22 protein-coding genes are annotated in these 22,982 nt (G+C 57.0%); 14 read left to right on the top strand and 8 right to left on the bottom strand.

The genetic code is table 11. The features are described 5' to 3' along the window. From ubiI to ACMYSO_RS09865, 5 genes are all read left to right on the top strand, one after another. Positions 1–1,203 carry an FAD-dependent 2-octaprenylphenol hydroxylase gene (gene ubiI, locus ACMYSO_RS09885; protein ID WP_434670356.1) on the top strand — a complete coding sequence of 401 codons (1,203 nt, stop codon included), beginning with the start codon at positions 1–3 and terminating at the stop codon, positions 1,201–1,203. A 434-nt stretch (positions 1,204–1,637) separates the two neighbouring features. After that, positions 1,638–2,732: a glycine cleavage system aminomethyltransferase GcvT gene (gene gcvT / locus ACMYSO_RS09880; RefSeq protein WP_434670355.1), complete on the top strand. Its 1,095-nt coding sequence runs from the start codon at positions 1,638–1,640 to the stop codon at positions 2,730–2,732. Between the two features lie 24 nt (positions 2,733–2,756). After that, entirely contained in the window at positions 2,757–3,146 is a 390-nt protein-coding gene (gene gcvH, locus ACMYSO_RS09875) for a glycine cleavage system protein GcvH (protein WP_434583149.1), read from the top strand. A 114-nt stretch (positions 3,147–3,260) separates the two neighbouring features. Further along, positions 3,261–6,134 (top strand): aminomethyl-transferring glycine dehydrogenase, encoded by a 2,874-nt coding sequence (gcvP, locus tag ACMYSO_RS09870; RefSeq protein WP_434670354.1) that lies wholly within the window; start codon positions 3,261–3,263, stop codon positions 6,132–6,134. A 59-nt stretch (positions 6,135–6,193) separates the two neighbouring features. Further along, positions 6,194–6,937 (top strand): SDR family oxidoreductase, encoded by a 744-nt coding sequence (locus tag ACMYSO_RS09865; RefSeq protein ID WP_434670353.1) that lies wholly within the window; start codon positions 6,194–6,196, stop codon positions 6,935–6,937. 47 nt (positions 6,938–6,984) lie between these two features. Here the strand turns inward: ACMYSO_RS09865 and ACMYSO_RS09860 are convergent, their stop codons facing one another. From ACMYSO_RS09860 to ACMYSO_RS09835, 6 genes are all read right to left on the bottom strand, one after another. Further along, complete coding sequence (locus tag ACMYSO_RS09860) at positions 6,985–7,485, bottom strand: protein disulfide oxidoreductase (RefSeq protein ID WP_434670351.1); 501 nt, start codon at positions 7,483–7,485, stop codon at positions 6,985–6,987. Then, positions 7,475–8,086, bottom strand: coding sequence for a DsbA family protein (locus ACMYSO_RS09855; RefSeq protein ID WP_434670349.1), 612 nt, complete (start codon positions 8,084–8,086; stop codon positions 7,475–7,477). The genes ACMYSO_RS09860 and ACMYSO_RS09855 overlap by 11 nt, the downstream gene beginning before the upstream one ends. Before the next feature lie 2 nt (positions 8,087–8,088). Beyond that, the gene (locus ACMYSO_RS09850) at positions 8,089–10,098 is read right to left on the bottom strand and encodes a protein-disulfide reductase DsbD family protein (RefSeq protein WP_434670348.1); all 2,010 of its coding nucleotides are present in this window, start codon (positions 10,096–10,098) and stop codon (positions 8,089–8,091) included. Between the two features lie 48 nt (positions 10,099–10,146). Continuing rightward, positions 10,147–10,506, bottom strand: a complete 360-nt coding sequence (locus ACMYSO_RS09845; protein WP_434670347.1) for a copper resistance protein — start codon at positions 10,504–10,506, stop codon at positions 10,147–10,149. 135 nt (positions 10,507–10,641) lie between these two features. Next, the gene (locus ACMYSO_RS09840; RefSeq protein WP_434670346.1) at positions 10,642–12,075 is read right to left on the bottom strand and encodes a 6-phospho-beta-glucosidase; all 1,434 of its coding nucleotides are present in this window, start codon (positions 12,073–12,075) and stop codon (positions 10,642–10,644) included. 119 nt (positions 12,076–12,194) lie between these two features. Then, positions 12,195–12,923 carry a MurR/RpiR family transcriptional regulator gene (locus ACMYSO_RS09835; RefSeq protein WP_434670784.1) on the bottom strand — a complete coding sequence of 243 codons (729 nt, stop codon included), beginning with the start codon at positions 12,921–12,923 and terminating at the stop codon, positions 12,195–12,197. A 49-nt stretch (positions 12,924–12,972) separates the two neighbouring features. Here ACMYSO_RS09835 and yqfB point away from each other — a divergent pair, with 49 nt between their 5' ends. Beyond that, a complete protein-coding gene (gene yqfB, locus ACMYSO_RS09830) occupies positions 12,973–13,284 on the top strand; it encodes a N(4)-acetylcytidine aminohydrolase (protein WP_434670345.1) in 312 nt (103 codons plus the stop codon). Between the two features lie 161 nt (positions 13,285–13,445). Next, positions 13,446–14,105: a PAQR family membrane homeostasis protein TrhA gene (gene trhA / locus ACMYSO_RS09825; RefSeq protein ID WP_123756936.1), complete on the top strand. Its 660-nt coding sequence runs from the start codon at positions 13,446–13,448 to the stop codon at positions 14,103–14,105. 55 nt (positions 14,106–14,160) lie between these two features. On the opposite strand, the gene ygfZ is transcribed toward trhA, so the two are convergent. After that, positions 14,161–15,144, bottom strand: coding sequence for a tRNA-modifying protein YgfZ (gene ygfZ, locus ACMYSO_RS09820; protein WP_434670343.1), 984 nt, complete (start codon positions 15,142–15,144; stop codon positions 14,161–14,163). A 294-nt stretch (positions 15,145–15,438) separates the two neighbouring features. Between ygfZ and sdhE the strand changes: the two genes are divergently transcribed. Both sdhE and ACMYSO_RS09810 read left to right on the top strand, forming a co-directional pair. Next, positions 15,439–15,705, top strand: a complete 267-nt coding sequence (sdhE, locus tag ACMYSO_RS09815; RefSeq protein WP_123756560.1) for an FAD assembly factor SdhE — start codon at positions 15,439–15,441, stop codon at positions 15,703–15,705. Beyond that, entirely contained in the window at positions 15,686–16,096 is a 411-nt protein-coding gene (locus ACMYSO_RS09810; RefSeq protein WP_434670342.1) for a protein YgfX, read from the top strand. The genes sdhE and ACMYSO_RS09810 overlap by 20 nt, the downstream gene beginning before the upstream one ends. Positions 16,097–16,102: 6 nt before the next feature. Here the strand turns inward: ACMYSO_RS09810 and fldB are convergent, their stop codons facing one another. Further along, on the bottom strand, positions 16,103–16,624 hold the full coding sequence (gene fldB, locus ACMYSO_RS09805) for a flavodoxin FldB (protein WP_434583159.1): 522 nt from the start codon (positions 16,622–16,624) through the stop codon (positions 16,103–16,105). A 176-nt stretch (positions 16,625–16,800) separates the two neighbouring features. Here fldB and xerD point away from each other — a divergent pair, with 176 nt between their 5' ends. The 5 genes from xerD to lysS all read left to right on the top strand — a co-directional run bounded on the left by xerD (position 16,801) and on the right by lysS (position 22,921). Next, positions 16,801–17,697, top strand: coding sequence for a site-specific tyrosine recombinase XerD (xerD, locus tag ACMYSO_RS09800; protein ID WP_434670340.1), 897 nt, complete (start codon positions 16,801–16,803; stop codon positions 17,695–17,697). A 23-nt stretch (positions 17,698–17,720) separates the two neighbouring features. Further along, positions 17,721–18,434 carry a bifunctional protein-disulfide isomerase/oxidoreductase DsbC gene (dsbC, locus tag ACMYSO_RS09795; RefSeq protein ID WP_123756564.1) on the top strand — a complete coding sequence of 238 codons (714 nt, stop codon included), beginning with the start codon at positions 17,721–17,723 and terminating at the stop codon, positions 18,432–18,434. Positions 18,435–18,439: 5 nt separating this feature from the next. After that, positions 18,440–20,173, top strand: a complete 1,734-nt coding sequence (gene recJ / locus ACMYSO_RS09790) for a single-stranded-DNA-specific exonuclease RecJ (RefSeq protein WP_434583161.1) — start codon at positions 18,440–18,442, stop codon at positions 20,171–20,173. A gap of 122 nt (positions 20,174–20,295) precedes the next feature. Next, positions 20,296–21,394 (top strand): peptide chain release factor 2 gene (gene prfB / locus ACMYSO_RS09785; RefSeq protein WP_123756566.1). Its coding sequence is split into 2 segments (ribosomal slippage): positions 20,296–20,370 and positions 20,372–21,394, totalling 1,098 coding nucleotides; the frame shifts between segments, so codons are not numbered across the junction. 9 nt (positions 21,395–21,403) lie between these two features. Beyond that, positions 21,404–22,921: a lysine--tRNA ligase gene (gene lysS / locus ACMYSO_RS09780; RefSeq protein WP_123756567.1), complete on the top strand. Its 1,518-nt coding sequence runs from the start codon at positions 21,404–21,406 to the stop codon at positions 22,919–22,921. Positions 22,922–22,982: the final 61 nt, after the last annotated feature.

The raw sequence follows: 22,982 nt of genomic DNA, 5'->3' as shown, positions 1-22,982 counted from the left end.
GTGCAAAGTGTTGATGTTGCCATTGTTGGCGGAGGCATGGTGGGGTTGGCGGTCGCCTGTGGTTTACAGGGGAGCGGGCTGCGGGTTGCGGTGCTGGAACAATCTGAGCCACAGCCGCTGAATGCCGACGCGCCGCCGGCGCTGCGGGTTTCGGCCATTAACGCTGCCAGTGAAAAACTGCTCAGCAAGCTGGATGTCTGGCCGGCAATCCTCGCCCAGCGCGCCAGCTGTTATCACGGCATGGAAGTGTGGGATAAAGACAGCTTCGGCCGTATTTGCTTTGACGATCGCAGCATGGGCTTTAGCCATCTGGGTCACATTATTGAAAACGCCATTGTCCATCATGCCTTATGGCAGAAAGCCCAGCGCTGTGCTGATGTGACGCTGCTGGCGCCGGCGCAGTTGCAACAGGTGGCGTGGGGCGAAAACGAGGCCTTCCTGAGCCTGCAGGATGGGTCGATGCTGACAGCCCGACTGGTGGTGGGTGCCGATGGCGCGAACTCCTGGTTGCGCAACAAGGCGGATATCCCGCTGACCTTCTGGGACTACCGCCATCATGCGCTGGTGGCCACGATCCGCACCGAAGAGCCCCATCAGGCGATTGCCCGCCAGGCGTTCCACGGCGAAGGCATTCTGGCCTTTCTGCCGTTAAGCGACCCGCACCTGTGCTCTATTGTCTGGTCGCTGTCGCCGCAGGAAGCGCAACGAATGCAACAGGCGGATGACGCGGCCTTTAATCAGGCACTGAATATCGCTTTCGATAATCGTCTGGGACTGTGCCACGTGGAAAGCGAGCGTCAGGTATTCCCGCTGACCGGTCGCTACGCCCGGCAGTTTGCCGCCCATCGTCTCGCGCTGGTTGGCGACGCCGCCCACACCATCCACCCGCTGGCCGGGCAGGGGGTTAACCTGGGCTTTATGGATGCTGCAGAGCTGATTGATGAACTCCGGCGACTGCACGCGCAGGGCAAAGATTTTGGTCAGCATCTGTATCTGCGCCGCTATGAGCGCAGCCGCAAGCACAGCGCCGCGATGATGCTGGCAGGGATGCAGGGCTTTCGTGAAATGTTCTCCGGCAGCAACCCGGCGAAGAAACTGCTGCGCGATATCGGCCTCAAACTGGCGGACACCTTGCCGGGTGTCAAACCGCAGCTTATTCGTCAGGCGATGGGCCTGAACGATCTCCCCAACTGGTTACGTTAAGTCCGTCACACTTCTCTTTCCCGGCCCCCGCGCCGGGTTTTCCCTTCTCATTTGAAATAAACTAATCTCACCCATTTTTTCGCATTAGTTTTATTAATGCCTCTCATTTTTAGCCATGGAAAATAGGTCCGTTTTTTCGCATAAAATACCATCATGCTCGGCGTTATTAGTCGTTGATGTTAATTTTATGTGGCATAAATCGCTTTTTTCCAGTCAATAACTCTGTAGTCTTTCTGGCGAATTTTAGTCATAAGCTAATGTGATGTCCTGATTTAGCTTATGGTTTAGCGCCGGGTTCAGTGGTAAGTTCAGGCAAAAGAGAACGTTTGCGTCGGTGTCTGATAACGGCACCGGCGGTCGATTTGATCGTGTGAAATCGCCCAGACAATCTCGCTCAACTCGTAGCTGCTTGCGTTTTACTCGATGAGGAAAAAATGGCTCAACAGACTCCGTTGTATGAACAACACACGCTGTGCGGCGCTCGCATGGTGGACTTCCATGGCTGGATGATGCCGCTGCATTACGGTTCCCAGATTGATGAGCACCATGTGGTGCGCAGCGATGCCGGAATGTTCGATGTATCACACATGACCATCGTTGACTTCCACGGCAGCCGTATTCGGGAGTTCTTACGCTATTTGCTGGCTAACGATGTGGCGAAGCTCACGGTCCCCGGCAAAGCGCTCTATAGCGGCATGCTTACCGCTTCCGCCGGCGTCATCGATGACCTGATTGTCTATTTCCTCTCTGAAGATTATTTCCGCCTCGTTGTTAACTCCGCCACCCGTGAAAAAGACCTCGCCTGGATCACCCAGCAGGCTGAGCCGTATGGCCTTGAAATGACCGTCCGCGACGATCTTTCCCTGATTGCCGTACAGGGGCCGCAGGCGAAAGAGAAGGCCGCGACCCTGTTCACCGAGGCTCAGCGTCAGGCCGTGGCCGGGATGAAACCCTTCTTTGGTGTGCAGGCTGGCGATCTGTTTATTGCAACCACCGGTTACACCGGTGAAGCCGGGTACGAAATTGCGCTGCCAAATGAACAGGCGGCCGATTTCTGGCGTGGCCTGCTGGACGCTGGCGTGAAGCCTTGCGGCCTGGGCGCGCGCGATACCTTACGCCTGGAAGCCGGGATGAACCTGTATGGTCAGGAGATGGACGAAAGCATCTCTCCACTGGCCGCCAATATGGGCTGGACCATTGCCTGGGAACCGGCAGACCGTGCGTTCATCGGCCGTGAAGCGTTGGAGCTGCAGCGTGAAAAAGGTACCGAGCAGCTGGTGGGCCTGGTGATGACCGAGAAAGGCGTACTGCGCGGTGGACTGCCGGTACGCTTTAGCGATGCCGAGGGCAATCAGAAAGAAGGTATTATTACCAGTGGCACCTTCTCCCCGACGCTGGGCTACAGTATCGCGCTGGCGCGCGTACCGGCCGGTATCGGCGAAACGGCCATCGTGCAGATTCGCAACCGCGAAATGCCGGTCAAGGTCACTAAACCTGTTTTTGTACGCAACGGCAAAGCCGTAGTGTGATTCCCCCTTTTTGGAGATCAATTGATGAGCAACGTACCAGCAGAACTGAAATACAGTAAAGAACACGAATGGCTGCGCAAAGAAGCTGACGGCACCTACACCGTTGGGATCACCGAACATGCTCAGGAACTGCTTGGCGATATGGTCTTCGTTGACCTGCCGGACGTCGGTGCAACCGTTGAAGCGGGTGACGACTGCGCGGTAGCCGAGTCGGTAAAAGCGGCATCGGATATTTATGCCCCGGTAAGCGGTGAGATTGTGGCTGTTAACGAAGCGCTGAACGACTCTCCGGAGCTGGTGAACAGCGACCCGTACGCTGAAGGCTGGATCTTTAAAATCAAGGCCAGCGATGAAGCGCAGGTTGCGGCGTTGCTGGATGCGGCGGCTTACGCTGCGCTGCTGGAAAACGAATAACCGCGTTGCCCCTTTCACGCCGCGGCGCCAGGCGCCGGCGGCGTGAATGATTTTTGCCTGTTCAGATAAGTAAAGACACATACGATTCACTGCACGTTTCAGGAACCATCGCTCATGACTCAGACTTTAGGTCAGCTTGAAAACCGCGGCGCCTTTATTGAACGTCACATCGGCCCGGATGCTCAGCAACAGCAAGAGATGCTGCAAACCGTCGGCGCCGACTCGCTTAACGCCCTGATTGGCCAGATTGTGCCACAGGATATTCAGCTGGCGACACCACCGCAGGTGGGTGACGCGACTACCGAATTTGCCGCGCTGGCGGAACTGAAGGCGGTAGCCGGTCGTAACAAGCGCTTCAAGTCTTACATCGGCATGGGTTACACCGCCGTGCAGCTGCCACCGGTTATTCAGCGCAATATGCTGGAAAACCCGGGCTGGTACACCGCCTATACGCCGTATCAGCCGGAAGTCTCCCAGGGTCGTCTGGAGTCGCTGCTTAACTTCCAGCAGGTGACCCTCGATCTGACTGGTCTGGATATTGCCTCCGCATCCCTGCTCGATGAAGCAACCGCCGGGGCAGAAGCGATGGCGATGGCCAAACGCGTCAGCAAACTGAAAAATGCCAACCGTTTCTTCGTGGCTGCGGATATTCACCCGCAGACCCTGGACGTGGTTCGCACCCGTGCTGAAACTTTCGGCTTTGACGTTATCGTCGATGATGCCGAAAAAGCCCTGGACCATCAGGACGTGTTTGGCGTACTGCTGCAGCAGGTTGGCACCACCGGTGAAATTCACGACTACAGCCAACTTATTGCCGAGCTGAAAGCACGCAAAGTCGTGGTCAGCGTCGCGGCGGACTTTATGACGCTGGTTCTGCTGACCGCTCCGGGCAAGCAGGGTGCCGACATCGTCTTCGGTTCCGCCCAGCGTTTCGGCGTACCGATGGGCTACGGCGGCCCGCACGCGGCCTTCTTCGCCGCAAAAGATGAATTCAAACGCTCTATGCCTGGCCGTATCATCGGCGTATCGAAAGATGCCGCGGGCAATACCGCGCTGCGTATGGCGATGCAGACTCGTGAGCAGCATATCCGCCGCGAGAAAGCGAACTCCAATATCTGTACTTCCCAGGTGCTGCTGGCCAACATCGCCAGCCTGTACGCGGTGTTCCACGGGCCAGTGGGCCTGAAGCGTATCGCCAGCCGCATCCATCGTCTGACGGATATCCTCGCCGACGGGCTGCAGAAAAAAGGGCTGAAGCTGCGTCATGCGCACTACTTCGACACCCTGTGCGTAGAAGTGGCCGACAAAGCCGCGGTGCTGGCACGTGCTGAAGCGCTGGAAATTAACCTGCGCAGCGATATTCACAACGCGGTCGGCATTACCCTTGATGAAGCGACCACCCGCGAAGATCTCGTGAACCTGTTCCGCGCTATTATCGGCGACAACCACGGTCTGGATATCGATACGCTGGATAAAGATGTGGCGCTCGACAGCCGTTCTATCCAGGAAAGCATGCTACGTGATGATGCGATCCTGACGCACCCGGTGTTTAATCGCTACCATAGCGAAACCGAGATGATGCGCTATATGCACTCGCTGGAGCGTAAAGATCTGGCGCTGAATCAGGCGATGATCCCGCTGGGTTCCTGCACCATGAAGCTCAACGCTGCGGCAGAAATGATCCCGATCACCTGGCCGGAATTCGCCGAGCTGCACCCGTTCTGCCCGGCAGAACAGGCCGAAGGCTATCATCAGATGATCGCCCAGCTCTCCGACTGGCTGGTTAAACTGACCGGCTACGACGCCGTCTGCATGCAGCCGAACTCCGGTGCACAGGGCGAGTATGCGGGCCTGCTGGCGATCCGCCACTACCACGAGAGCCGCAATGAAGGCCATCGTGATATCTGCCTGATCCCAAGCTCTGCACACGGCACCAACCCGGCATCGGCACAGATGGCCGGCATGCAGGTCGTGGTGGTGGCCTGTGATAAAAACGGCAACATTGACCTTGCGGATCTGCGCCTTAAGGCGGAGCAGGCGGGCGAGAACCTCTCCTGCATCATGGTCACTTACCCGTCAACGCACGGCGTGTACGAAGAGACTATCCGCGAAGTGTGCGAAATCGTGCATCAGTTCGGCGGCCAGGTTTATCTCGACGGCGCCAACATGAATGCTCAGGTGGGCATCACCTCGCCGGGCTTTATCGGCGCGGACGTGTCGCACCTTAACCTGCATAAAACCTTCTGCATTCCGCACGGTGGCGGCGGCCCGGGTATGGGACCGATTGGCGTCAAAGCGCACCTGGCACCGTTTGTTCCGGGCCACAGCGTGGTGCAGATCGAAGGCATGCTGACCCGTCAGGGCGCGGTATCTGCCGCACCGTTCGGCAGCGCATCTATTCTGCCAATCAGCTGGATGTACATCCGCATGATGGGCGCAGAAGGGCTGAAGCAGGCGAGCCAGGTGGCTATCCTCAACGCCAACTACATCGCGACCCGTCTGAAAGAGGCGTTCCCGGTGCTCTATACCGGTCGCGACGGCCGTGTGGCGCACGAATGTATTCTTGATATTCGTCCGCTGAAAGAAGAGACCGGCATCAGTGAACTGGATATCGCCAAGCGTCTGATCGACTTTGGCTTCCATGCGCCGACCATGTCCTTCCCGGTCGCCGGAACCCTGATGGTTGAGCCGACCGAATCGGAAAGCAAAGTGGAGCTGGACCGCTTCATTGACGCGATGCTGGCGATCCGTGGTGAAATCGACCGTGTGAAAGCGGGTGAATGGCCGCTGGAAGACAACCCGCTGGTGAACGCGCCGCATACTCAGGGCGAGCTGGTGGCTGAATGGCTGCACCCGTATACCCGTGAGCTGGCGGTATTCCCAGCAGGTCTGGATAACAAATACTGGCCGACGGTGAAGCGTCTGGACGATGTCTACGGTGACCGCAACCTGTTCTGCTCCTGCGTCCCGATGAGCGAATACCAGTAATTAGCTGACTGGACTATCTTTTAAAGGCGCTTCGGCGCCTTTATTTTTGGGAGAGTCATATGGCTTTAGCACTGATTACCGGCGCCAGCCGGGGAATTGGCAGGGCGACCGCACTGCTGCTGGCGCAGGAAGGCTATACCGTGGTGGTGAATTATCACCGCAATATTAATGCCGCGATGGCGGTAGTGAATGAGATTGTCATTCTGGGCGGCAAAGCCGTGGCGCTACCTGCGGATATCAGCGATGAAGCCCAGGTCATGGCGATGTTTGACAGTATCGATAAGCTGGATGAACCGTTGGCCGCCCTGGTCAACAATGCGGGGATCTTGTTTACCCAGAGCACCATTGAAAACCTGACCGCCGAGCGGATTAATCAGGTGCTGAGCACCAATGTCACTGGTTATTTCCTCTGTTGTCGCGAGGCGGTGAAGCGGATGTCATTCAGGCATGACGGTAAAGGCGGGGCGATCGTCAACGTCTCGTCGGCGGCATCACGGTTGGGGGCGGCAGGTGAATATGTGGATTATGCCGCGTCGAAAGGCGCCGTGGATACGTTGACCACCGGGCTGGCGCTGGAAGTGGCAGCGCAGGGCATTCGCGTAAACGGCGTACGCCCTGGCTTTATCTATACCGAGATGCACGCCAGCGGCGGTGAGCCGGGGCGGGTGGATCGGGTAAAAGCCGCGCTACCGATGCAACGCGGCGGTCAGCCCGAGGAAGTCGCGCAGGCTATCGCCTGGCTGCTGAGCGACAAAGCTTCCTACGTGACCGGTAGTTTCCTCGAACTGGCCGGCGGCAAATAACCGGCACACCACTTATAACCCCGGCTAAGCGTAGCGCAAGCCGGAGGCTATGACGCCAGCCACAACCGTAGGCGCATTCCCCAACTGCTGGTCCAGCCGGTGGTGACCGACTTCACTTCGCCACCGGAGATAACGATCAGCGTCGGCGTCACCTGAACATCCCATTGCCGGGAAAGCTGGCCCTGGGAGTCGTTCACCGTCGGCAGCTCCAGCTTTTTCTGCGCCAGCCAGCGCGTCAGGGTAGCATCGTCCCCGGAGCGCAGCGCCACCGACATGACGTTTTCCCCGCGGCTCGCCAGAGACTGGATCGACGGCGTGGTGTAGCGACAGACCCCGCACCAGGTCGCCCAGACGTAGAGCAGCAGCGGACGCTGTTGGCTCATGGCGGCCAGATCGACCGCCTTGCCATCCAGAGTCTGTAATGGCGTGCTGGTAAAGTTCTGCGGCAGCGCGGGCTGGCGCAGATAATCCATACCGGCGATGAGCGCCGCAGCCAGCAGCAGCAGAATAACCAGCTCGCGCAGCCAGCGGCGTAATTTACTGACCATCGGCTTTTGCCAGCTGCGTTTTCACCAGCTCCTCCAGATCGTCATAGGGAATGGCGCCGGCCACCATCTGATCGCCGATGATTGTCGCCGGGGTGCCCTGAATATTCAGCACCTGCGACAAAATCAGGTTCATCTTGAGGGGATCCATAGTTTGGTCATCAATCTTTACGCCGTCTGTTGCCGTTTTCTGGCGGGCGGCAAGAATGCTGGCATCATCGTGGTAACCTTTTTTCGCCATCAGACGCTGGTGCAGCGGCCAGAATTTATCCGGCTGCTGGCGCCACGTAGAGAGTGCGGCTTTGGCGGCGTTGACCGAGCTCTGGCCTTTAAACGGCAGCAGCTTCACGATCAGCAGCACGTCAGGATTCTCGCGAACGATCTTCTCCAGCTGCGGATCGAACTGCTTGCAGTAGGGGCAGTTGTAATCGGTAAACGACACGATCGTCAGACGCGGGTTTTTGGCACCAAGCCGCGGACTGTCGGGGTCGTTGAACAGCAGTTTTGCCAGCTGGTCGTCGGCGGATGAGTCGGGTTGCTCAGCCGGGGCGGCCAGGCTGAAGGTGGACAGACACAGCAGAAGCAAGGTGGTGATGATTCTCATGATTATTGACCTTTCGCATCAGACAGGGTGGTGAGAAGTTCGTCGCGATTTAACAGCGGAGGCAGCACGTGGCCCTGCGGTAATCCCGGTCCGTAGATTTGATTAAAAGGAACGGCGGCACTGCCGCGGGTGGTCAGGAAACGGCTGATGGTTTCCGATGGACGGCTCCAGTCGCCGCGCAGGGCGACCACGTCCGGTTCCGCCAGGGCACGCTGGACATCGTCACGCAGCAGCACGTTGTATTTATTAGCTTTACAGGTCACGCACCAGTCGGCGGTGACATCGATAAACACCCGCTGATGGTTGGCCAGCGCGTCGATAATCGCCTGCTCACTGAGGGGTTGCCAGTTGATACGGTCGCGGCGCGACGCCTGACTATCAGGCTGGAAAAACAGCGTGAAGGCCCCGGCGACAGCAAGCGCCAGCACGCCGGCCCACAGCGCCGTACGCCAGCGGTAGCGCCAGAGAATTGCCAGCAGCAGCGCCAGCGTCAGCAGCACGACCAGCACAATAACCGGCATCTGACCGAGATGCACCGTCAGCAGGCTCATCAGCCACAGCGATGAGCCCAGCATCATCAACCCGAGCACCACGCGCAGGATGTTCATCCAGCGTCCAGGGCGTGGCAGGTGTCGGGCAAGCCCCGGCCAGGCGGCGACCAGCAGCCACGGCAGGCTCATGCCTATCCCCATGGCGAAGAAAATCCCCCACAGCAGCGGCAGCGGCGCCACCAGTGCGACTGAGACGGCGGTGCCGAGAAACGGTGCGGTGCAGGGGGTTGCCAGCAGCGTCGCAAATGCTCCCTGCCAGAAATGGCCCATCAGCCCATGGCCGCCGCGAGTGGCCAGAAAGGTGCTGGTGCCGGAGGAAAGGCGGATCTCAAACAGGCCCAGCAAGCTGGCGCTGAACAGCACCATCACCAGCGCCATCACGCCAATAAACCACGGGTTCTGGAACTGAATTCCCCAGCCCAGCGCCTGGTTGCCCAGGCGCAGCAGGGTCATCATCAGCGCCAGCGCCAGAAATGACACCACGATCCCGCAGACCGAGGCCATGAACTGTCGGCGTACCACGCCGCGTTCTTGCCCGCCGCTCTGCACCAGCGACCCGAGCTTCATGGCCAGCACCGGCAGCACGCAGGGCATCACGTTGAGGATCAGGCCACCTGCCAGCGCCATCAGCAACACCCACCATAACGACGGTGCCGCGATCGGTGTGCCTGGGTCAATGGTCAGCGCGCTTTCCTGCGCCAGCCCGTTGTCGGCAAGGACCAACGACAGGCGTTTGCCGCTCAGGTTGGGCGCTGCTTCACCCCAGCCATCGCTGACCGGGATCTGCGCGATAAGCGTATCGTCTTTTAGCGAGAACGTCGGTTTGCCAAAGTCGACATCATCCATACTGTCGATAAACAGCGCGGGCTGCTGCCAGCCCGCGTCGCGCACCGCCTTTACCGTCAGTTTTCCATCGCTATAGGCTGAGGTCAGCTGCGACGTCAGGCCATCCGGTCGTGGCAGCGTACCCAGCGCCCGGGTGAAATCGTAGCCAAAGTCGTCTCCCTGTGAGGCGCTCATCTCCAGTGAGAAGGGGTAGTCGGTGAGAATACAGACGTTGCTGCAGGTAGATAGCGTCAGCACGCCGCTCAGAGTCTGCGGCAGCGGGCCGCGGATCGCCAGCGGAAAGCTGACGCGGTCGTGGTAGCCCTGGGTGGATATGCCCGCGACGTCAAAGCGCTGCGGGGTTGGCCAGTGCCAGGTAACATCCAGCGGCGTATTCCAGACGATGGCGGGCGCGATGCCGCCTTCGCCGGGCGAACGCCAGTAGGTTTTCCAGCCTTTTTCCAGCTTCACATCCAGCAGCAGGCGGGCGGTATCGCTGTTTTCGCTCTGGGCGCGCAGCCGGACGCTGGCGTGTTGATTATCGGCGGTGCGTAACCAGCCGCTGTCGGCAGCCTGACTGACGGGCAGCCATAGCCAAAGCAGGCAGACCAGCAGTCGCCTGAGTACCATAAACATAAATTTTCTCCATAAATGATTAATTAACCTGAGTGTTCAGGAAATTGCTCATTCACGGAAAACGCACAATCGCAGATGCACCCGTAGCCGGGGAGGGGAGATAACGCGGGGAGGCCAGAGACGCTCGATGCGGGGCGGGATTGCCGCCAGCAGCGTCAGCAACAGCGCGACAGCCAGTAAGGCACCTTCGAACAGCACCGGCGGTGACGCCAGCAGAGATTTCGCGCTCAGCTCGCAGGGCGTGACCGGCGCTTCCGCCGTTTCTGGTCCCTGTTGGGCTGATTGCGTCACAGCTGTGGCATTCATGACAAGCGCGTGCAGCCCGGCCATACGCTGCGCGGTGCATACCAGCACCACCAGACAGGCAAGGGCTACAAGAAGAATGGCTTTTCGCTGTCGCTTAATCATTATCGCCTCAATAATTCACGAGGCTTATCTTATCGGGCGAGCAGGTTTTAGCAATGTTAAAGCTGTAAAGAAGTGTCTGTAAGCGCGGGGGAATTTCCTCTCCCGTTATGGGGAGAGGAAACGTGCGAGGGACAATCAGAGCTTTTCGCCGTTGCTGGCGATGACGTCTTTGTACCAGTTGAAGCTTTTCTTGCGCGAACGGGACATGTCGCCGGTGCCGTCGTCATGTTTGTTGACGTAGATAAAGCCGTAGCGCTTGCTGTACTGCCCGGTGGTGAAGGAAACGCAATCGATGCAGCCCCACGGGGTGTAGCCCATCAGATCGACGCCATCATAGGTGACCGCTTTGATCATCTCTTCCACGTGGGCGCGCAGATAGTCGATACGGTAGTCGTCGTTGATGCTGCCGTCTGCTTCGACTTTGTCGTAAGCGCCAAAACCGTTTTCCACGATAAACAGCGGTTTCTGGTAGCGTTCATACAGCTCGCACAGCGCATAGCGCAGGCCAACCGGATCAATCTGCCAGCCCCAGTCGGACGCTTTCACGTGCGGATTCGGCACGCTGCCTTCAAAGCCAGAGATCGCATCGCCGCTGCCGCCTTCCGCTTTGACCGCGTTGGTCATGTAGTAGCTGAAGCCGAGATAATCGCAGGTCCCTTCACGCAGGATCTGCTCATCGCCTGCTTCCATCACGATGTTGAAGCCGCGGCGTTCCCATTCGTTAAGGACGTAGGTCGGGTAGTAGCCGCGCAACTGTACGTCGGTAAAGACGTAGCGTTCACGCATCGATTCCTGTGCGAACATCACATCTTCAGGTTTACAGGAGAATGGATAGAGCGCCACCATCGCCAGCATGCAGCCAACCTGCATTTGCGGGTTGATGCGCCGTGCCGCCTTCACCGCCAGGGCGCTGGCAACGAACTGGTGATGCAGCACCTGGTACATGGTCTCTTCCGGGTTTTCATGTTCGGTATAGACCACGCCGGAGCAGCAATAGCCGAACAACGGCGCGCGCCAGTTACGCTGGTTGTTGATCTCGTTAAAGGTCATCCAGTATTTCACTTTGTGCTTATAGCGCTCGAACACGACTTCGGCGAAACGCACAAAGAAATCGACCACTTTACGGTTGGTCCAGCCACCGTACTGCTGCACCAGGTGCAGCGGCATTTCAAAGTGGGAGAGGGTGATAACCGGCTCGATGTTGTATTTCAGCAGCTCATCAAACATGTCGTCATAGAACTTCAGCCCCTCTTCGTTGGGCTGGGTTTCATCACCCAGTGGGAAGATGCGGGTCCAGGCGATGGAGGTACGAAAACACTTGAAGCCCATTTCGGCAAACAGTTTGATGTCTTCTTTGTAGCGACCGTGGAAGTCGATGGCTTCGTGGTTCGGGTAGTATTTCCCGGCTTCCACTTCATGGGTGATTTCGCGCGGAACGCCGTGAGCGCCGCCGGTCAGTACGTCACAAATGCTCGGGCCTTTGCCGTCTTTATTCCAGCCGCCTTCCACCTGGTGCGCCGCTACCGCGCCGCCCCATAAAAAGTCTTTCGGTAAAGTGATTTTTTTCATCTTTGCTGATCTCATCAAATAGCATCTGATTTTGAGTCTAACAAAGGGAATATAAATGTCACGATATAACAATTTCCGCTATGTGGAATATGTTACATCGAAAAAACAGGGTGTTATTTTCAGGCCAGTTTGCGCGCTAATTTACGTCCGAGGGATTCCAGAATATATATGACTGGTATTTGGGTGGTAATATCGTACACGCCGCCGATACGGGTTTGCGGCACGTGCCAGGAGAGATTGAAGTCTGCAAGCTTGGCCAGTCGCGAGTGTTCATGACTGGTGACCGACATCACCTTGCAGTTGTGCAGGCTGAACTGGCTGGCGAAGCGCAGGATCTCTTCGGTTTCCCCGGAAACGGACAGGACGATCGCCAGCGCGTTACGGGCCATATCGTTGGTTACCGGGAAATAAGGATCGTCGATATGGTTGCTGAATTTTCCGACGTTAGAAAAAAACCGTGCGCCATATTTTGCGAGGGCGCCGGAGGTGCCGGCACCAACAAATATAATTCGCTCTGAGGCCAGAATAATATCGACGGCGCGGTCGAGTAAATCATCAAATTCATCATTATTGACGCTTTTAAAAAAGCTCATGATTTCGCTGGCGCCGATATTTGCCTGTTGAGGCTGGTTCTGCTCGAGATATAATTTAAAGCGTACGCGAAACTCCGAGTATCCTTCACACTGCAGTTTGCGGCAAAAGCGCAGGACGGTGGTCGTGGAGACGCCGGAGGCTTCTGCCAGCTCGCGAATGGTCATGTACATCACCTTGTCACGATTTTTGATGACGTAGTGGTAGACCATCATCTCAAGATTATTGAGACTGGCAATCGCCGCGTGGGAGAACATGCTCACAGTAACAACTCACAATTCATAATGACCAGGAGGGAATTATATCATGCAGCCGAATGACATAACTTTTTTTCAACGCTTTCAGGACGACATCCTTGCCGGGCGGAAAACGATCACCATCCGCGATGCAGCCGAATCGCATTTTAAAACCGGGGATGTGCTGAGGGTTGGTCGCTATGAAGATGACGGCTATTTTTGTACGATTCAGGTGGTGGCAACCTCGACGGTTACGCTCGATACGCTGACAGAACGCCACGCGCAACAGGAGAATATGACGCTGTCGCAGCTGCGCCAGGTGATCGGCGAGATCTACCCTGATGATGACCAGTTTTATGTTATTGAATTTCAAAAGCTTTGATAAAACAGCGAACGACTGTTAGGTGAAAATTTAATTTAACTTTATGATTTTATTGAGTTCACAAAAATTCATCTATTTATTTTAGCTAACAGGTGTTCACTGGAATCATTCTCAGTTACCCTAGGTGTGCATTGAAAGCGTTCTTGTTTTCGGAGTCAAATATGGTTCGCAAGCCATTAATCACACAGGGTTATTCTTTGGCAGAGGAAATTGCCAACAGTATCAGCCATGGAATCGGGCTGGTGTTCGGTATCGTCGGTCTGGTGCTCCTGCTGGTTCAGGCGATAGACAGCAACGCCAGCGCCACGGCAATTACCAGCTACAGCCTGTATGGCGGCAGCATGATCATGCTGTTTCTCGCGTCCACGCTCTATCACGCGATCCCTCACCAGCGGGCTAAGCAGTGGCTGAAAAAATTCGACCACTGCGCTATCTATCTGCTGATTGCCGGGACCTATACCCCTTTTTTGCTGGTGGGGCTCAATTCGCCGCTCTCGCGGGGCCTGATGATCGTCATCTGGAGCCTGGCGCTGCTGGGGATTTTGTTTAAGCTCACCATCGCGCATCGCTTCAAGATCCTTTCGCTGGTGACCTATCTGACGATGGGCTGGCTGTCATTAATCGTGGTGTATCAGCTGGCGATCAAGCTGGCGGCGGGCGGCGTCACGCTGCTGGCGGTGGGCGGGGTCGTCTATTCGCTGGGGGTTATCTTCTACGTCTGCAAGCGCATCCCTTATAACCATGCTATCTGGCACGGCTTTGTGCTGGGCGGCAGCGTCTGTCATTTCCTGGCGATCTATTTATACGTCGGCCAGGTGTGACGAAAACGCCGCGCCATCGGGAGATCCCCGGCGGCGCGGCGGTTATCGTAACGGCTTAACTCTCTTCTAACGAGTACGGCAGCGGAACGATGCTTAAGGTGCCGGCATCATCGCGCACGCGGAACACGCTGTCCGGCTCCATATCGTTATTCATCACTACCTGCACCAGCAGATGGCCATCATCCAGCTGAACGGCGGCCAGCACGGTGCCGGTCCGTCGCCAGTTATCGCCCATCTTCAGCTCAAGGTCTTCCCCGGCTTGTGGCACGCGGCTGGCTTTACCCGCCAGATACCACAGCGCACGCTTGTTGGCGCCGCGGAATTTAGCCCGCGCGACCATCTCTTGCCCGGTGTAGCAGCCTTTTTTAAAGCTGATGCCGCCCAGCGCCTGCAGGTTAGTGGCTTGCGGAATGAACTGCGCGCTGTTGGCGCTGTCAATGACCGGCAGACCCGCTTCGATATTCAACGCCAGCCACTGCTGGCTGTTGTTCAACTGGGCATCGCTGCGCAGCGCATCAGTGATGCGGGTGGCGGTTGCGACATCGGTCACCAGCAGGAAACGCTCTGCCGGATGTTCAAACCACAGCAGACTGGTGGCACCGTCGGTCACCAGCGGTTTATCGCTGTCTGGCAGTTCGCTAAACAGCGGCGCCAGCGCGGCGCGGGCCTGGAAACCGGCAACGCCCAGCAGGACGTGTTCATCGTCGGCAGCAATGACAACTTTGGAGAATACCGCGTATTTTTTCAGTTCGGTCAGCTGCGCGTCGCGCAGGCTGCGGCGTTCGATCCAGGCATAACCGCCCTGGCGATGGAAGACTCGCAGGTTGCTCCACATCTTGCCCTTAGCATCACAGTGCGCGGCAAGCAGGTGCCGATCGTCGGTCAGCGCGCTGACATCGGCGGTAATCTGTCCCTGAAGATACTTCTCGGCATCCTGACCAGTTATCGTCGACAGCGCCCAGTCATCCAGCGTCATCAGCGTTAACGGCAGACGGGCGGAAGCGGAAGGCTGGCGCGGGGGAAAAGGTGTAAAAGCCATAGTCATGTCCTGAATAGCTTAACGCAGAGTGAGTCACTAATGGTAAAAGAGCTATGGTGCAATGCAAGCGCTTTTGGCAGGCGATTTGTGCCCTGATGAGCTAAACGAACAGGCAACGAAGGTAGATAAAACCATGGTTATTTTATGGTTTTTTGCGAGTGGCGTTCTCTGTTTGCGATATTGCTGTAAAGTAAGTGCAAAAAACGGGTTAAACTAACCTACTAATAACATTCATCAGGCGGCATCCCGCTAACCTGAAGAATGCACTGTGTATCTTTATGCTGGAAGGACAACATGGACATTACTAATAAAGCCCGTATCCACTGGGCATGCCGCCGGGGTATGCGCGAACTCGATATCTCTATCATGCCGTTTTTTGAGTATGAGTACGATACGCTCAGTGATGACGACAAGCTGCTGTTCATTCGTCTGTTAGAAAACGATGATCCGGATCTGTTCAACTGGCTGATGAACCATGGCGAACCGGCGGATGCGCAACTGCAACGGATGGTAAAATTAATCCAGACTCGGAATCGGGAACGTGGTCCTGTGGCAATCTGATTTACGCATCTCCTGGCGTTCGCAGTGGTTTTCACTGCTACTTCACGGCATTGTGGCGGCAATAGTGCTGCTCATGCCCTGGCCGCTGAGCTACACACCGCTATGGCTGTTACTGCTGTCGCTGGTGGTGTTTGACTGTGTTCGCAGCCAGCGGCGGATCCACGCCTGTCGGGGAGAAATAAAACTGCTGACCGATTCGCGTCTGCGCTGGCAAAAAGCGGAATGGGAGATCGTCGGTACGCCCTGGGTGATTAACAGCGGTATGTTGCTGCGCCTGCGGGATAGCGAAACGCGCCGCAGCCAGCATTTGTGGGTTGCGGCGGACAGTATGGACGCAAAAGAGTGGCGCGATTTGCGCCGGTTGGTGTTACAAAAACCGGCGCAGGACTAAGAGCAATCAGGCGAACTGCTCAGCCATTTCGCCGAGGATTTGCTCGCACCAGTTCTGCAGGCGATCGTCGCTCATCTCATACTGGTTCGTTTCATCAAGCGCCAGGCCGACGAACAGCTGGCCATCGGCGATAATCGGTTTCTGGCTGGTGAATTCGTACCCTTCCGTCGGCCAGTAACCGATAAACTTCACCCCTTTGGTGCTCAGCTTATCGTGCAGCATGCCCAGCGCGTCGAGGAACCATTCGCCGTAGCCCAACTGGTCGCCCATGCCGTACATCGCCACAATTTTATCCTGCAGATCCAGGGTGTCTAATTGTTGCCAGATAGCGTCCCAGTCTTCCTGAATCTCACCGAAGTCCCATGTCGGAATGCCGAGGATCAGCACGTCATATTCTGTCATCAGGGCAGGGGAATCATCTTTCAGGTTGTGCAGCGTCACCAGTTCCGGGCCGATGATATCGCGAATCTTCTCCGCTGCCATCTCGGTGTAGCAGGTGCTGGAGCCGTAAAAAAGACCTATGTTCATGGGGTAAACATCTCAATTCATGCTGTGACTTTGCGCCTAGTTTATCAGAAAGGCGCCGTCGGCCGCATACTTAAGGTTGCATGTTCAGCGTCTGAGAACACCGCGCTGCCGTTTTTGCCCAGCAGGGCATCTAATTTGGGTATACTGGAGCCGTTTTAACGAGCAAAGAGGCCGATGTGGAACAGGATCTTGCACGAATCGAACAGTTTCTCGATGCGCTGTGGCTAGAGCGTAATCTTGCAGAAAATACGCTCAGCGCCTACCGACGGGATCTGACCATGGTGGTGGAATGGCTGCACCATCGCGCGTTGACCTTGGTAAGCGTCAGCGGTGAGGATCTGCAGGCGCTGCTGGCCGAAAGGCAGACGGGAGGCTATAAAGCCACCAGCACCGCGCGTTTGTTGAGCGCCGTGCGCCGTTTCTTTCAGCATCTGTATCGGGAAAAAGTACGCCCGGACGATCCCAGCGCATTGCTGGCGTCGCCGAAGCTGCCGCAGCGACTACCGAAAGACCTGAGTGAAGCCCAGGTCGATCGTCTGCTGCAGGCGCCGCTGGTTGAACAGCCCTTAGAGTTACGCGATAAGGCGATGCTGGAGGTGCTGTACGCCACCGGCCTGCGCGTGTCGGAGCTGGTTGGCCTGACGATGAGCGATATCAGCCTGCGTCAGGGGGTGCTGCGGGTGGTCGGTAAAGGGAATAAAGAGCGGCTGGTTCCGCTGGGCGAAGAGGCGGTGCTGTGGGTGGAGAACTACCTGGAGTACGGGCGCCCCTGGCTGCTCAACGGCGTGGCTTCCGATGTGCTTTTCCCCAGCCAGCGCGCGCAGCAGATGACGCGGCAGACTTTCTGGCATCGGATTAAGCACTATGCCGTACTGGCGGGCATCGATAGCGCGAAGCTTTCGCCGCACGTGTTACGCCATGCGTTTGCCACGCACTTACTGAACCACGGCGCGGATTTGCGCGTGGTACAGATGCTATTAGGACATAGCGATCTCTCTACGACGCAGATCTACACCCACGTGGCGACCGAGCGTCTGAGACAACTTCATCAACAGCATCACCCGCGGGCGTGAGTGCTGACTAAAAAGGACGATGTATGAAAAACGGTTTATTGATGTTCACTCTGCTGGCGGCAACGCTGTCCGGGGCCGCGCATGCTGACACGGCGGCCATCAAACAGTCATTGGCCAAGCTGGGTGTGCAGAGCACGGATATTCAGCCTTCCCCGGTTACCGGGATGAGCACCGTGCTGACCGACAGCGGCGTACTGTACGTGACCGATGACGGCAAACATGTCATCCAGGGGCCGATGTACGACGTCAGCGGTGCGCAGCCGCTTAACGTCACCAATGCGTTGCTGGTAGGCAAGCTGAACGCGTTGGAAAAAGAGATGATCATCTATAAAGCGCCGCAGGAAAAACACGTGATCACCGTGTTCACCGATATCACCTGCGGCTACTGCCACAAGCTGCACGAAGAGATGAGCGACTATAACGCGTTGGGGATCACCGTGCGTTATCTGGCCTTCCCGCGTCAGGGGCTGCAAAGCCAGGCGGAGCAGGATATGAAAGCGATCTGGTGCGCGAAAGATCGCAACAAAGCGCTGGATGACGCCATGGCCGGCAAAGGCGTACAGGCCGCGAGCTGCAACGTTGATATCAGCAAGCACTACACGCTTGGCGTGCAGTTTGGCGTGAACGGGACACCGGCGATGGTGTTGAGCAACGGCTACGTGCTGCCGGGTTATCAGGGGCCGAAAGAGCTGAAAGCCTTCCTTGATGAGCATCAAAAACAGACAAGCGGTAAATAACTCGCGTGAAACCACAGATACAACTACGCCGCCGCGAGGCGGTTGACGGGGCTGATTTACCAGCGGACCTGCCACCACTGCTGCAGCGTCTGTACAGCAGCCGCGGTGTGCTGCGCGCCCAGGAGCTGGAGCGCGGCGTCAAAGGCATGCTGCCATGGACGCAGCTGAACGGCATCGAGCGCGCGGTGGAGATGCTTTACAGCGCTTTCCAGCAAGAGTTGCATATCGTCGTGGTCGGCGATTTTGACGCCGATGGCGCCACCAGTACCGCACTGAGCGTGCTGGCGCTGCGTGCGCTGGGCTACAGCAATGTCTCCTATCTGGTCCCGAACCGTTTTGAAGATGGCTACGGGCTAAGTCCTGAAGTTGTCGATCAGGCCCATGCGCGCGGTGCGCAGATGATCATGACAGTCGATAACGGGATTTCATCGCATGCCGGCGTCGATCACGCACACGCGTTGGGGATCCCGGTGGTGGTGACCGATCACCACCTGCCGGGCGATACATTACCGGCGGCGGAAGCCATCGTGAACCCCAATCTGCGCGACTGCGAGTTCCCGTCGAAATCGTTAGCTGGCGTGGGTGTGGCGTTCTACCTTATGCTGGCACTGCGCACCTTCCTGCGTGATAAAAACTGGTTTGAAACCCGCGGAATTGCCGCCCCTAATCTGGCTGAACTGTTGGACCTGGTGGCCCTGGGAACGGTAGCGGACGTGGTGCCGCTGGATGCCAATAACCGGATCCTGACCTGGCAGGGGCTGAGCCGTATTCGGGCGGGCAAGTGCCGTCCGGGGATCAAAGCGCTGCTGGAGATCGCCAACCGCGATCCGCAAAAGCTGGCTGCCAGCGATCTGGGCTTTGCCCTGGGACCGCGGCTGAACGCGGCGGGCAGGCTGGATGATATGTCGGTCGGCGTGGCGCTGCTGCTGTGCGACAACGTCGGCGAGGCGCGGATGCTGGCCAACGAGCTGGATGCGTTAAACCAGACCCGTAAAGAGATTGAGCAGGGCATGCAGGTCGAGGCGCTGACGCTGTGCGAGCAGCTTGAGCGCAGCGGCGATACTCTGCCCGGCGGGCTGGCGATGTATCACCCGCAGTGGCATCAGGGAGTGGTCGGCATTCTGGCGTCGCGTATTAAAGAGCGTTTTCATCGTCCGGTGATTGCCTTCGCGCCAACCGGCGACGGGTTGTTAAAAGGGTCCGGTCGCTCCATTCAGGGGCTGCACATGCGCGATGCGCTTGAGCGTCTTGATACCCTCAACCCAGGGCTTATCCTGAAATTTGGCGGCCACGCCATGGCGGCGGGGCTGTCGCTGGAAGAGGCGCGCTTTGCCGAGTTTCAGAAGTGCTTCGGCGATCTGGTCACCGAGTGGTTGGATCCGGCGTTGTTACAGGGTGAAGTGGTGTCCGACGGCCCGCTGGAGGCAGCGGAGATGAGCATGGAAGTGGCCCATATGCTGCGTGAAGCCGGCCCCTGGGGCCAGATGTTCCCGGAGCCGCTGTTTGACGGCCGTTTCCGCCTGCTGCAACAGCGGCTGGTGGGCGAGCGTCATCTGAAGGTGATGGTCGAACCGGTCGGCGGCGGCCCGCTGCTGGACGGTATTGCCTTCAACGTTGATACTTCGATGTGGCCGGATAACGGCGTGCGCGAAGTGACGCTGGCCTATAAGCTCGATATTAATGAGTTCCGTGGTAATCGCAGCCTGCAGCTTATCATCGACCATCTCTGGCCGGTCTGACGAAAAAGCCGCCAATAAAGAGGCGCACTGAAGGGCGAAGTGTCTATAAAAGAGAGCGGGGATCCGGTACAATTCCGCTCTTATCACCGCATTTTGACGAATCCATTAAAAGAAAATCGACCATGTTTGAAATAAATCCGGTAAAAAACCGCATTCAGGACCTCACGGAGCGCTCTGACGTTCTCAGGGGGTATCTTTGACTACGATGCTAAGAAAGAGCGTCTGGAAGAAGTAAACGCCGAGCTGGAACAGCCGGACGTGTGGAACGAACCCGAGCGCGCACAGGCGCTGGGGAAAGAGCGTTCTTCACTGGAAGCCATCGTTGAGACGCTGGACCAGATGTCCCAGGGGCTGGAAGATGTCTCCGGGCTGCTGGAACTGGCCGTTGAAGCCGACGACGAAGAGACCTTCAACGAAGCCGTTGCTGAACTGGACGTGCTTGAAGAGAAACTGGCGCAGCTTGAGTTCCGCCGTATGTTCTCCGGCGAATACGACAGCGCTGACTGCTACCTCGATATTCAGGCCGGTTCCGGCGGGACTGAAGCCCAGGACTGGGCCAGCATGCTGACGCGTATGTATCTGCGTTGGGCTGAAGCGCGCGGTTTTAAAACCGAGATTATCGAAGAGTCTGAAGGTGAAGTCGCGGGTATTAAATCTGTGACCATTAAGATTATCGGCGATTACGCCTACGGTTGGCTGAGAACGGAAACCGGCGTTCACCGCCTGGTGCGTAAGAGCCCGTTTGATTCTGGCGGCCGTCGCCATACCTCGTTCAGTTCCGCGTTTGTCTATCCGGAAGTGGATGACGACATTGATATCGAGATCAACCCGGCAGACCTGCGTATTGACGTTTACCGCGCTTCAGGTGCGGGTGGTCAGCACGTTAACCGTACGGAATCCGCGGTGCGTATTACCCACATTCCAAGCGGATTAGTGACGCAGTGCCAGAACGACCGTTCACAGCACAAGAACAAAGACCAGGCCATGAAGCAAATGAAAGCCAAGCTTTATGAACTGGAAATGCAGAAGAAAAATGCCGAGAAGCAGGCGATGGAAGATACCAAATCGGACATCGGCTGGGGCAGCCAGATCCGCTCTTATGTGCTGGATGACTCCCGCATTAAAGATCTGCGCACCGGGGTGGAAACCCGCAATACTCAGGCCGTGCTCGACGGCAGCCTGGATCAATTTATCGAAGCAAGTTTGAAAGCAGGGTTATGAGGAACCAACATGTCTGAACAACAAGCACAGGGCGCTGACGCGGCAATTGACCTTAATAATGAACTGAAAAGCCGTCGTGAAAAGCTGGCTGCGCTGCGTGAGCAGGGTATCCCGTTCCCGAACGATTTCCGTCGTGACCATACCTCTGACCAACTGCACGCTGACTTCGATGCGAAAGAAAACGAAGAGCTGGAAGCGCTGAACGTTGAAGTCTCCGTTGCTGGCCGCATGATGACCCGTCGTATTATGGGTAAAGCGTCCTTCGTGACCCTGCAGGACGTTGGCGGCCGTATCCAGCTGTACGTGGCGCGTGACGATCTGGCAGAAGGCGTCTACAACGAGCAATTCAAAAAATGGGACCTCGGTGACATCATCGCCGCGCGCGGTAAGCTGTTCAAAACCAAAACCGGTGAGCTTTCGATCCACTGCACCGAACTGCGTCTGCTGACCAAAGCCCTGCGCCCGCTGCCGGACAAATTCCACGGCCTGCAGGATCAGGAAGCCCGCTATCGTCAGCGTTATCTGGACCTGATCTCCAACGACGAATCGCGCAAAACCTTCAAAATTCGCTCCCAGATTCTGGCCGGTATCCGCCAGTTCATGGTTGGCCGCGACTTTATGGAAGTGGAAACCCCGATGATGCAGGTGATCCCTGGCGGCGCTTCTGCCCGTCCGTTCATCACCCATCACAACGCGCTGGATATGGACATGTACCTGCGTATCGCGCCGGAGCTGTACCTGAAACGTCTGGTGGTTGGCGGCTTTGAACGTGTGTTCGAAATCAACCGTAACTTCCGTAACGAAGGGATCTCCGTTCGCCACAACCCAGAGTTCACCATGATGGAACTCTACATGGCGTATGCGGACTATAAAGATCTGATCGAGCTGACCGAATCCCTGTTCCGTACTCTGGCACAGGATATTCTGGGCAACACCGCGGTGCCTTATGGCGATCAGACTTTCGATTTCGGTAAGCCGTTTGAAAAACTGACCATGCGTGAAGCTATCAAGAAATACCGTCCGGAAACCGAGATGGCGGATCTGGATAACTTCGATTCTGCCAAAGCTATCGCACAGGCCATTGGTCTGCACGTTGAGAAGAGCTGGGGTCTGGGTCGTATCGTGACCGAGATCTTTGAAGAAGTGGCGGAAGCGCACCTTATTCAGCCGACCTTCATCACCGAATACCCGGCAGAAGTTTCTCCGCTGGCACGTCGTAATGACGAGAACCCGGAAATCACCGACCGCTTTGAATTCTTCATCGGCGGGCGTGAAATCGGTAACGGCTTTAGCGAGCTGAACGATGCCGAAGACCAGGCGCAGCGCTTCCAGGACCAGGTGAATGCGAAAGCTGCCGGTGATGACGAAGCGATGTTCTACGACGAAGACTACGTGACCGCGCTGGAACACGGTCTGCCGCCGACGGCTGGTCTGGGTATTGGTATCGACCGTATGGTGATGCTGTTCACCAACAGCCACACTATCCGCGATGTGATCCTGTTCCCGGCCATGCGCCCGGTGAAATAAGACCGACCGCGATAAACATAACCCCGGCCATCGATGCCGGGGTTTTTTTTGGTCTTGATAT

It is taken from the genome of Klebsiella sp. B345 (assembly GCF_051131735.1).
In the GTDB taxonomy this organism is placed as follows: Bacteria; Pseudomonadota; Gammaproteobacteria; order Enterobacterales; family Enterobacteriaceae; genus Klebsiella.
Note: the sequence above shows the minus strand (reverse complement) of the source record. Positions and strands in the feature narration are given on the sequence as shown.

What these genes read in the sequence shown, in the direction of transcription:
- ACMYSO_RS09835 (WP_434670784.1), bottom strand. Translation starts at nt 12,923, where the DNA reads ATGTTCTCCCACGCGGCGATTGCCAGTCTCAATAATCTTGAGATGATG.
- yqfB (WP_434670345.1), top strand. Translation starts at nt 12,973, where the DNA reads ATGCAGCCGAATGACATAACTTTTTTTCAACGCTTTCAGGACGACATC.
- ACMYSO_RS09850 (WP_434670348.1), bottom strand. Translation starts at nt 10,098, where the DNA reads ATGTTTATGGTACTCAGGCGACTGCTGGTCTGCCTGCTTTGGCTATGG.
- ACMYSO_RS09860 (WP_434670351.1), bottom strand. Translation starts at nt 7,485, where the DNA reads ATGGTCAGTAAATTACGCCGCTGGCTGCGCGAGCTGGTTATTCTGCTG.
- gcvH (WP_434583149.1), top strand. Translation starts at nt 2,757, where the DNA reads ATGAGCAACGTACCAGCAGAACTGAAATACAGTAAAGAACACGAATGG.
- gcvT (WP_434670355.1), top strand. Translation starts at nt 1,638, where the DNA reads ATGGCTCAACAGACTCCGTTGTATGAACAACACACGCTGTGCGGCGCT.
- fldB (WP_434583159.1), bottom strand. Translation starts at nt 16,624, where the DNA reads ATGAACATAGGTCTTTTTTACGGCTCCAGCACCTGCTACACCGAGATG.
- trhA (WP_123756936.1), top strand. Translation starts at nt 13,446, where the DNA reads ATGGTTCGCAAGCCATTAATCACACAGGGTTATTCTTTGGCAGAGGAA.
- ACMYSO_RS09840 (WP_434670346.1), bottom strand. Translation starts at nt 12,075, where the DNA reads ATGAAAAAAATCACTTTACCGAAAGACTTTTTATGGGGCGGCGCGGTA.
- ygfZ (WP_434670343.1), bottom strand. Translation starts at nt 15,144, where the DNA reads ATGGCTTTTACACCTTTTCCCCCGCGCCAGCCTTCCGCTTCCGCCCGT.
- ACMYSO_RS09865 (WP_434670353.1), top strand. Translation starts at nt 6,194, where the DNA reads ATGGCTTTAGCACTGATTACCGGCGCCAGCCGGGGAATTGGCAGGGCG.
- lysS (WP_123756567.1), top strand. Translation starts at nt 21,404, where the DNA reads ATGTCTGAACAACAAGCACAGGGCGCTGACGCGGCAATTGACCTTAAT.
- sdhE (WP_123756560.1), top strand. Translation starts at nt 15,439, where the DNA reads ATGGACATTACTAATAAAGCCCGTATCCACTGGGCATGCCGCCGGGGT.
- gcvP (WP_434670354.1), top strand. Translation starts at nt 3,261, where the DNA reads ATGACTCAGACTTTAGGTCAGCTTGAAAACCGCGGCGCCTTTATTGAA.
- dsbC (WP_123756564.1), top strand. Translation starts at nt 17,721, where the DNA reads ATGAAAAACGGTTTATTGATGTTCACTCTGCTGGCGGCAACGCTGTCC.
- ACMYSO_RS09845 (WP_434670347.1), bottom strand. Translation starts at nt 10,506, where the DNA reads ATGATTAAGCGACAGCGAAAAGCCATTCTTCTTGTAGCCCTTGCCTGT.
- ACMYSO_RS09855 (WP_434670349.1), bottom strand. Translation starts at nt 8,086, where the DNA reads ATGAGAATCATCACCACCTTGCTTCTGCTGTGTCTGTCCACCTTCAGC.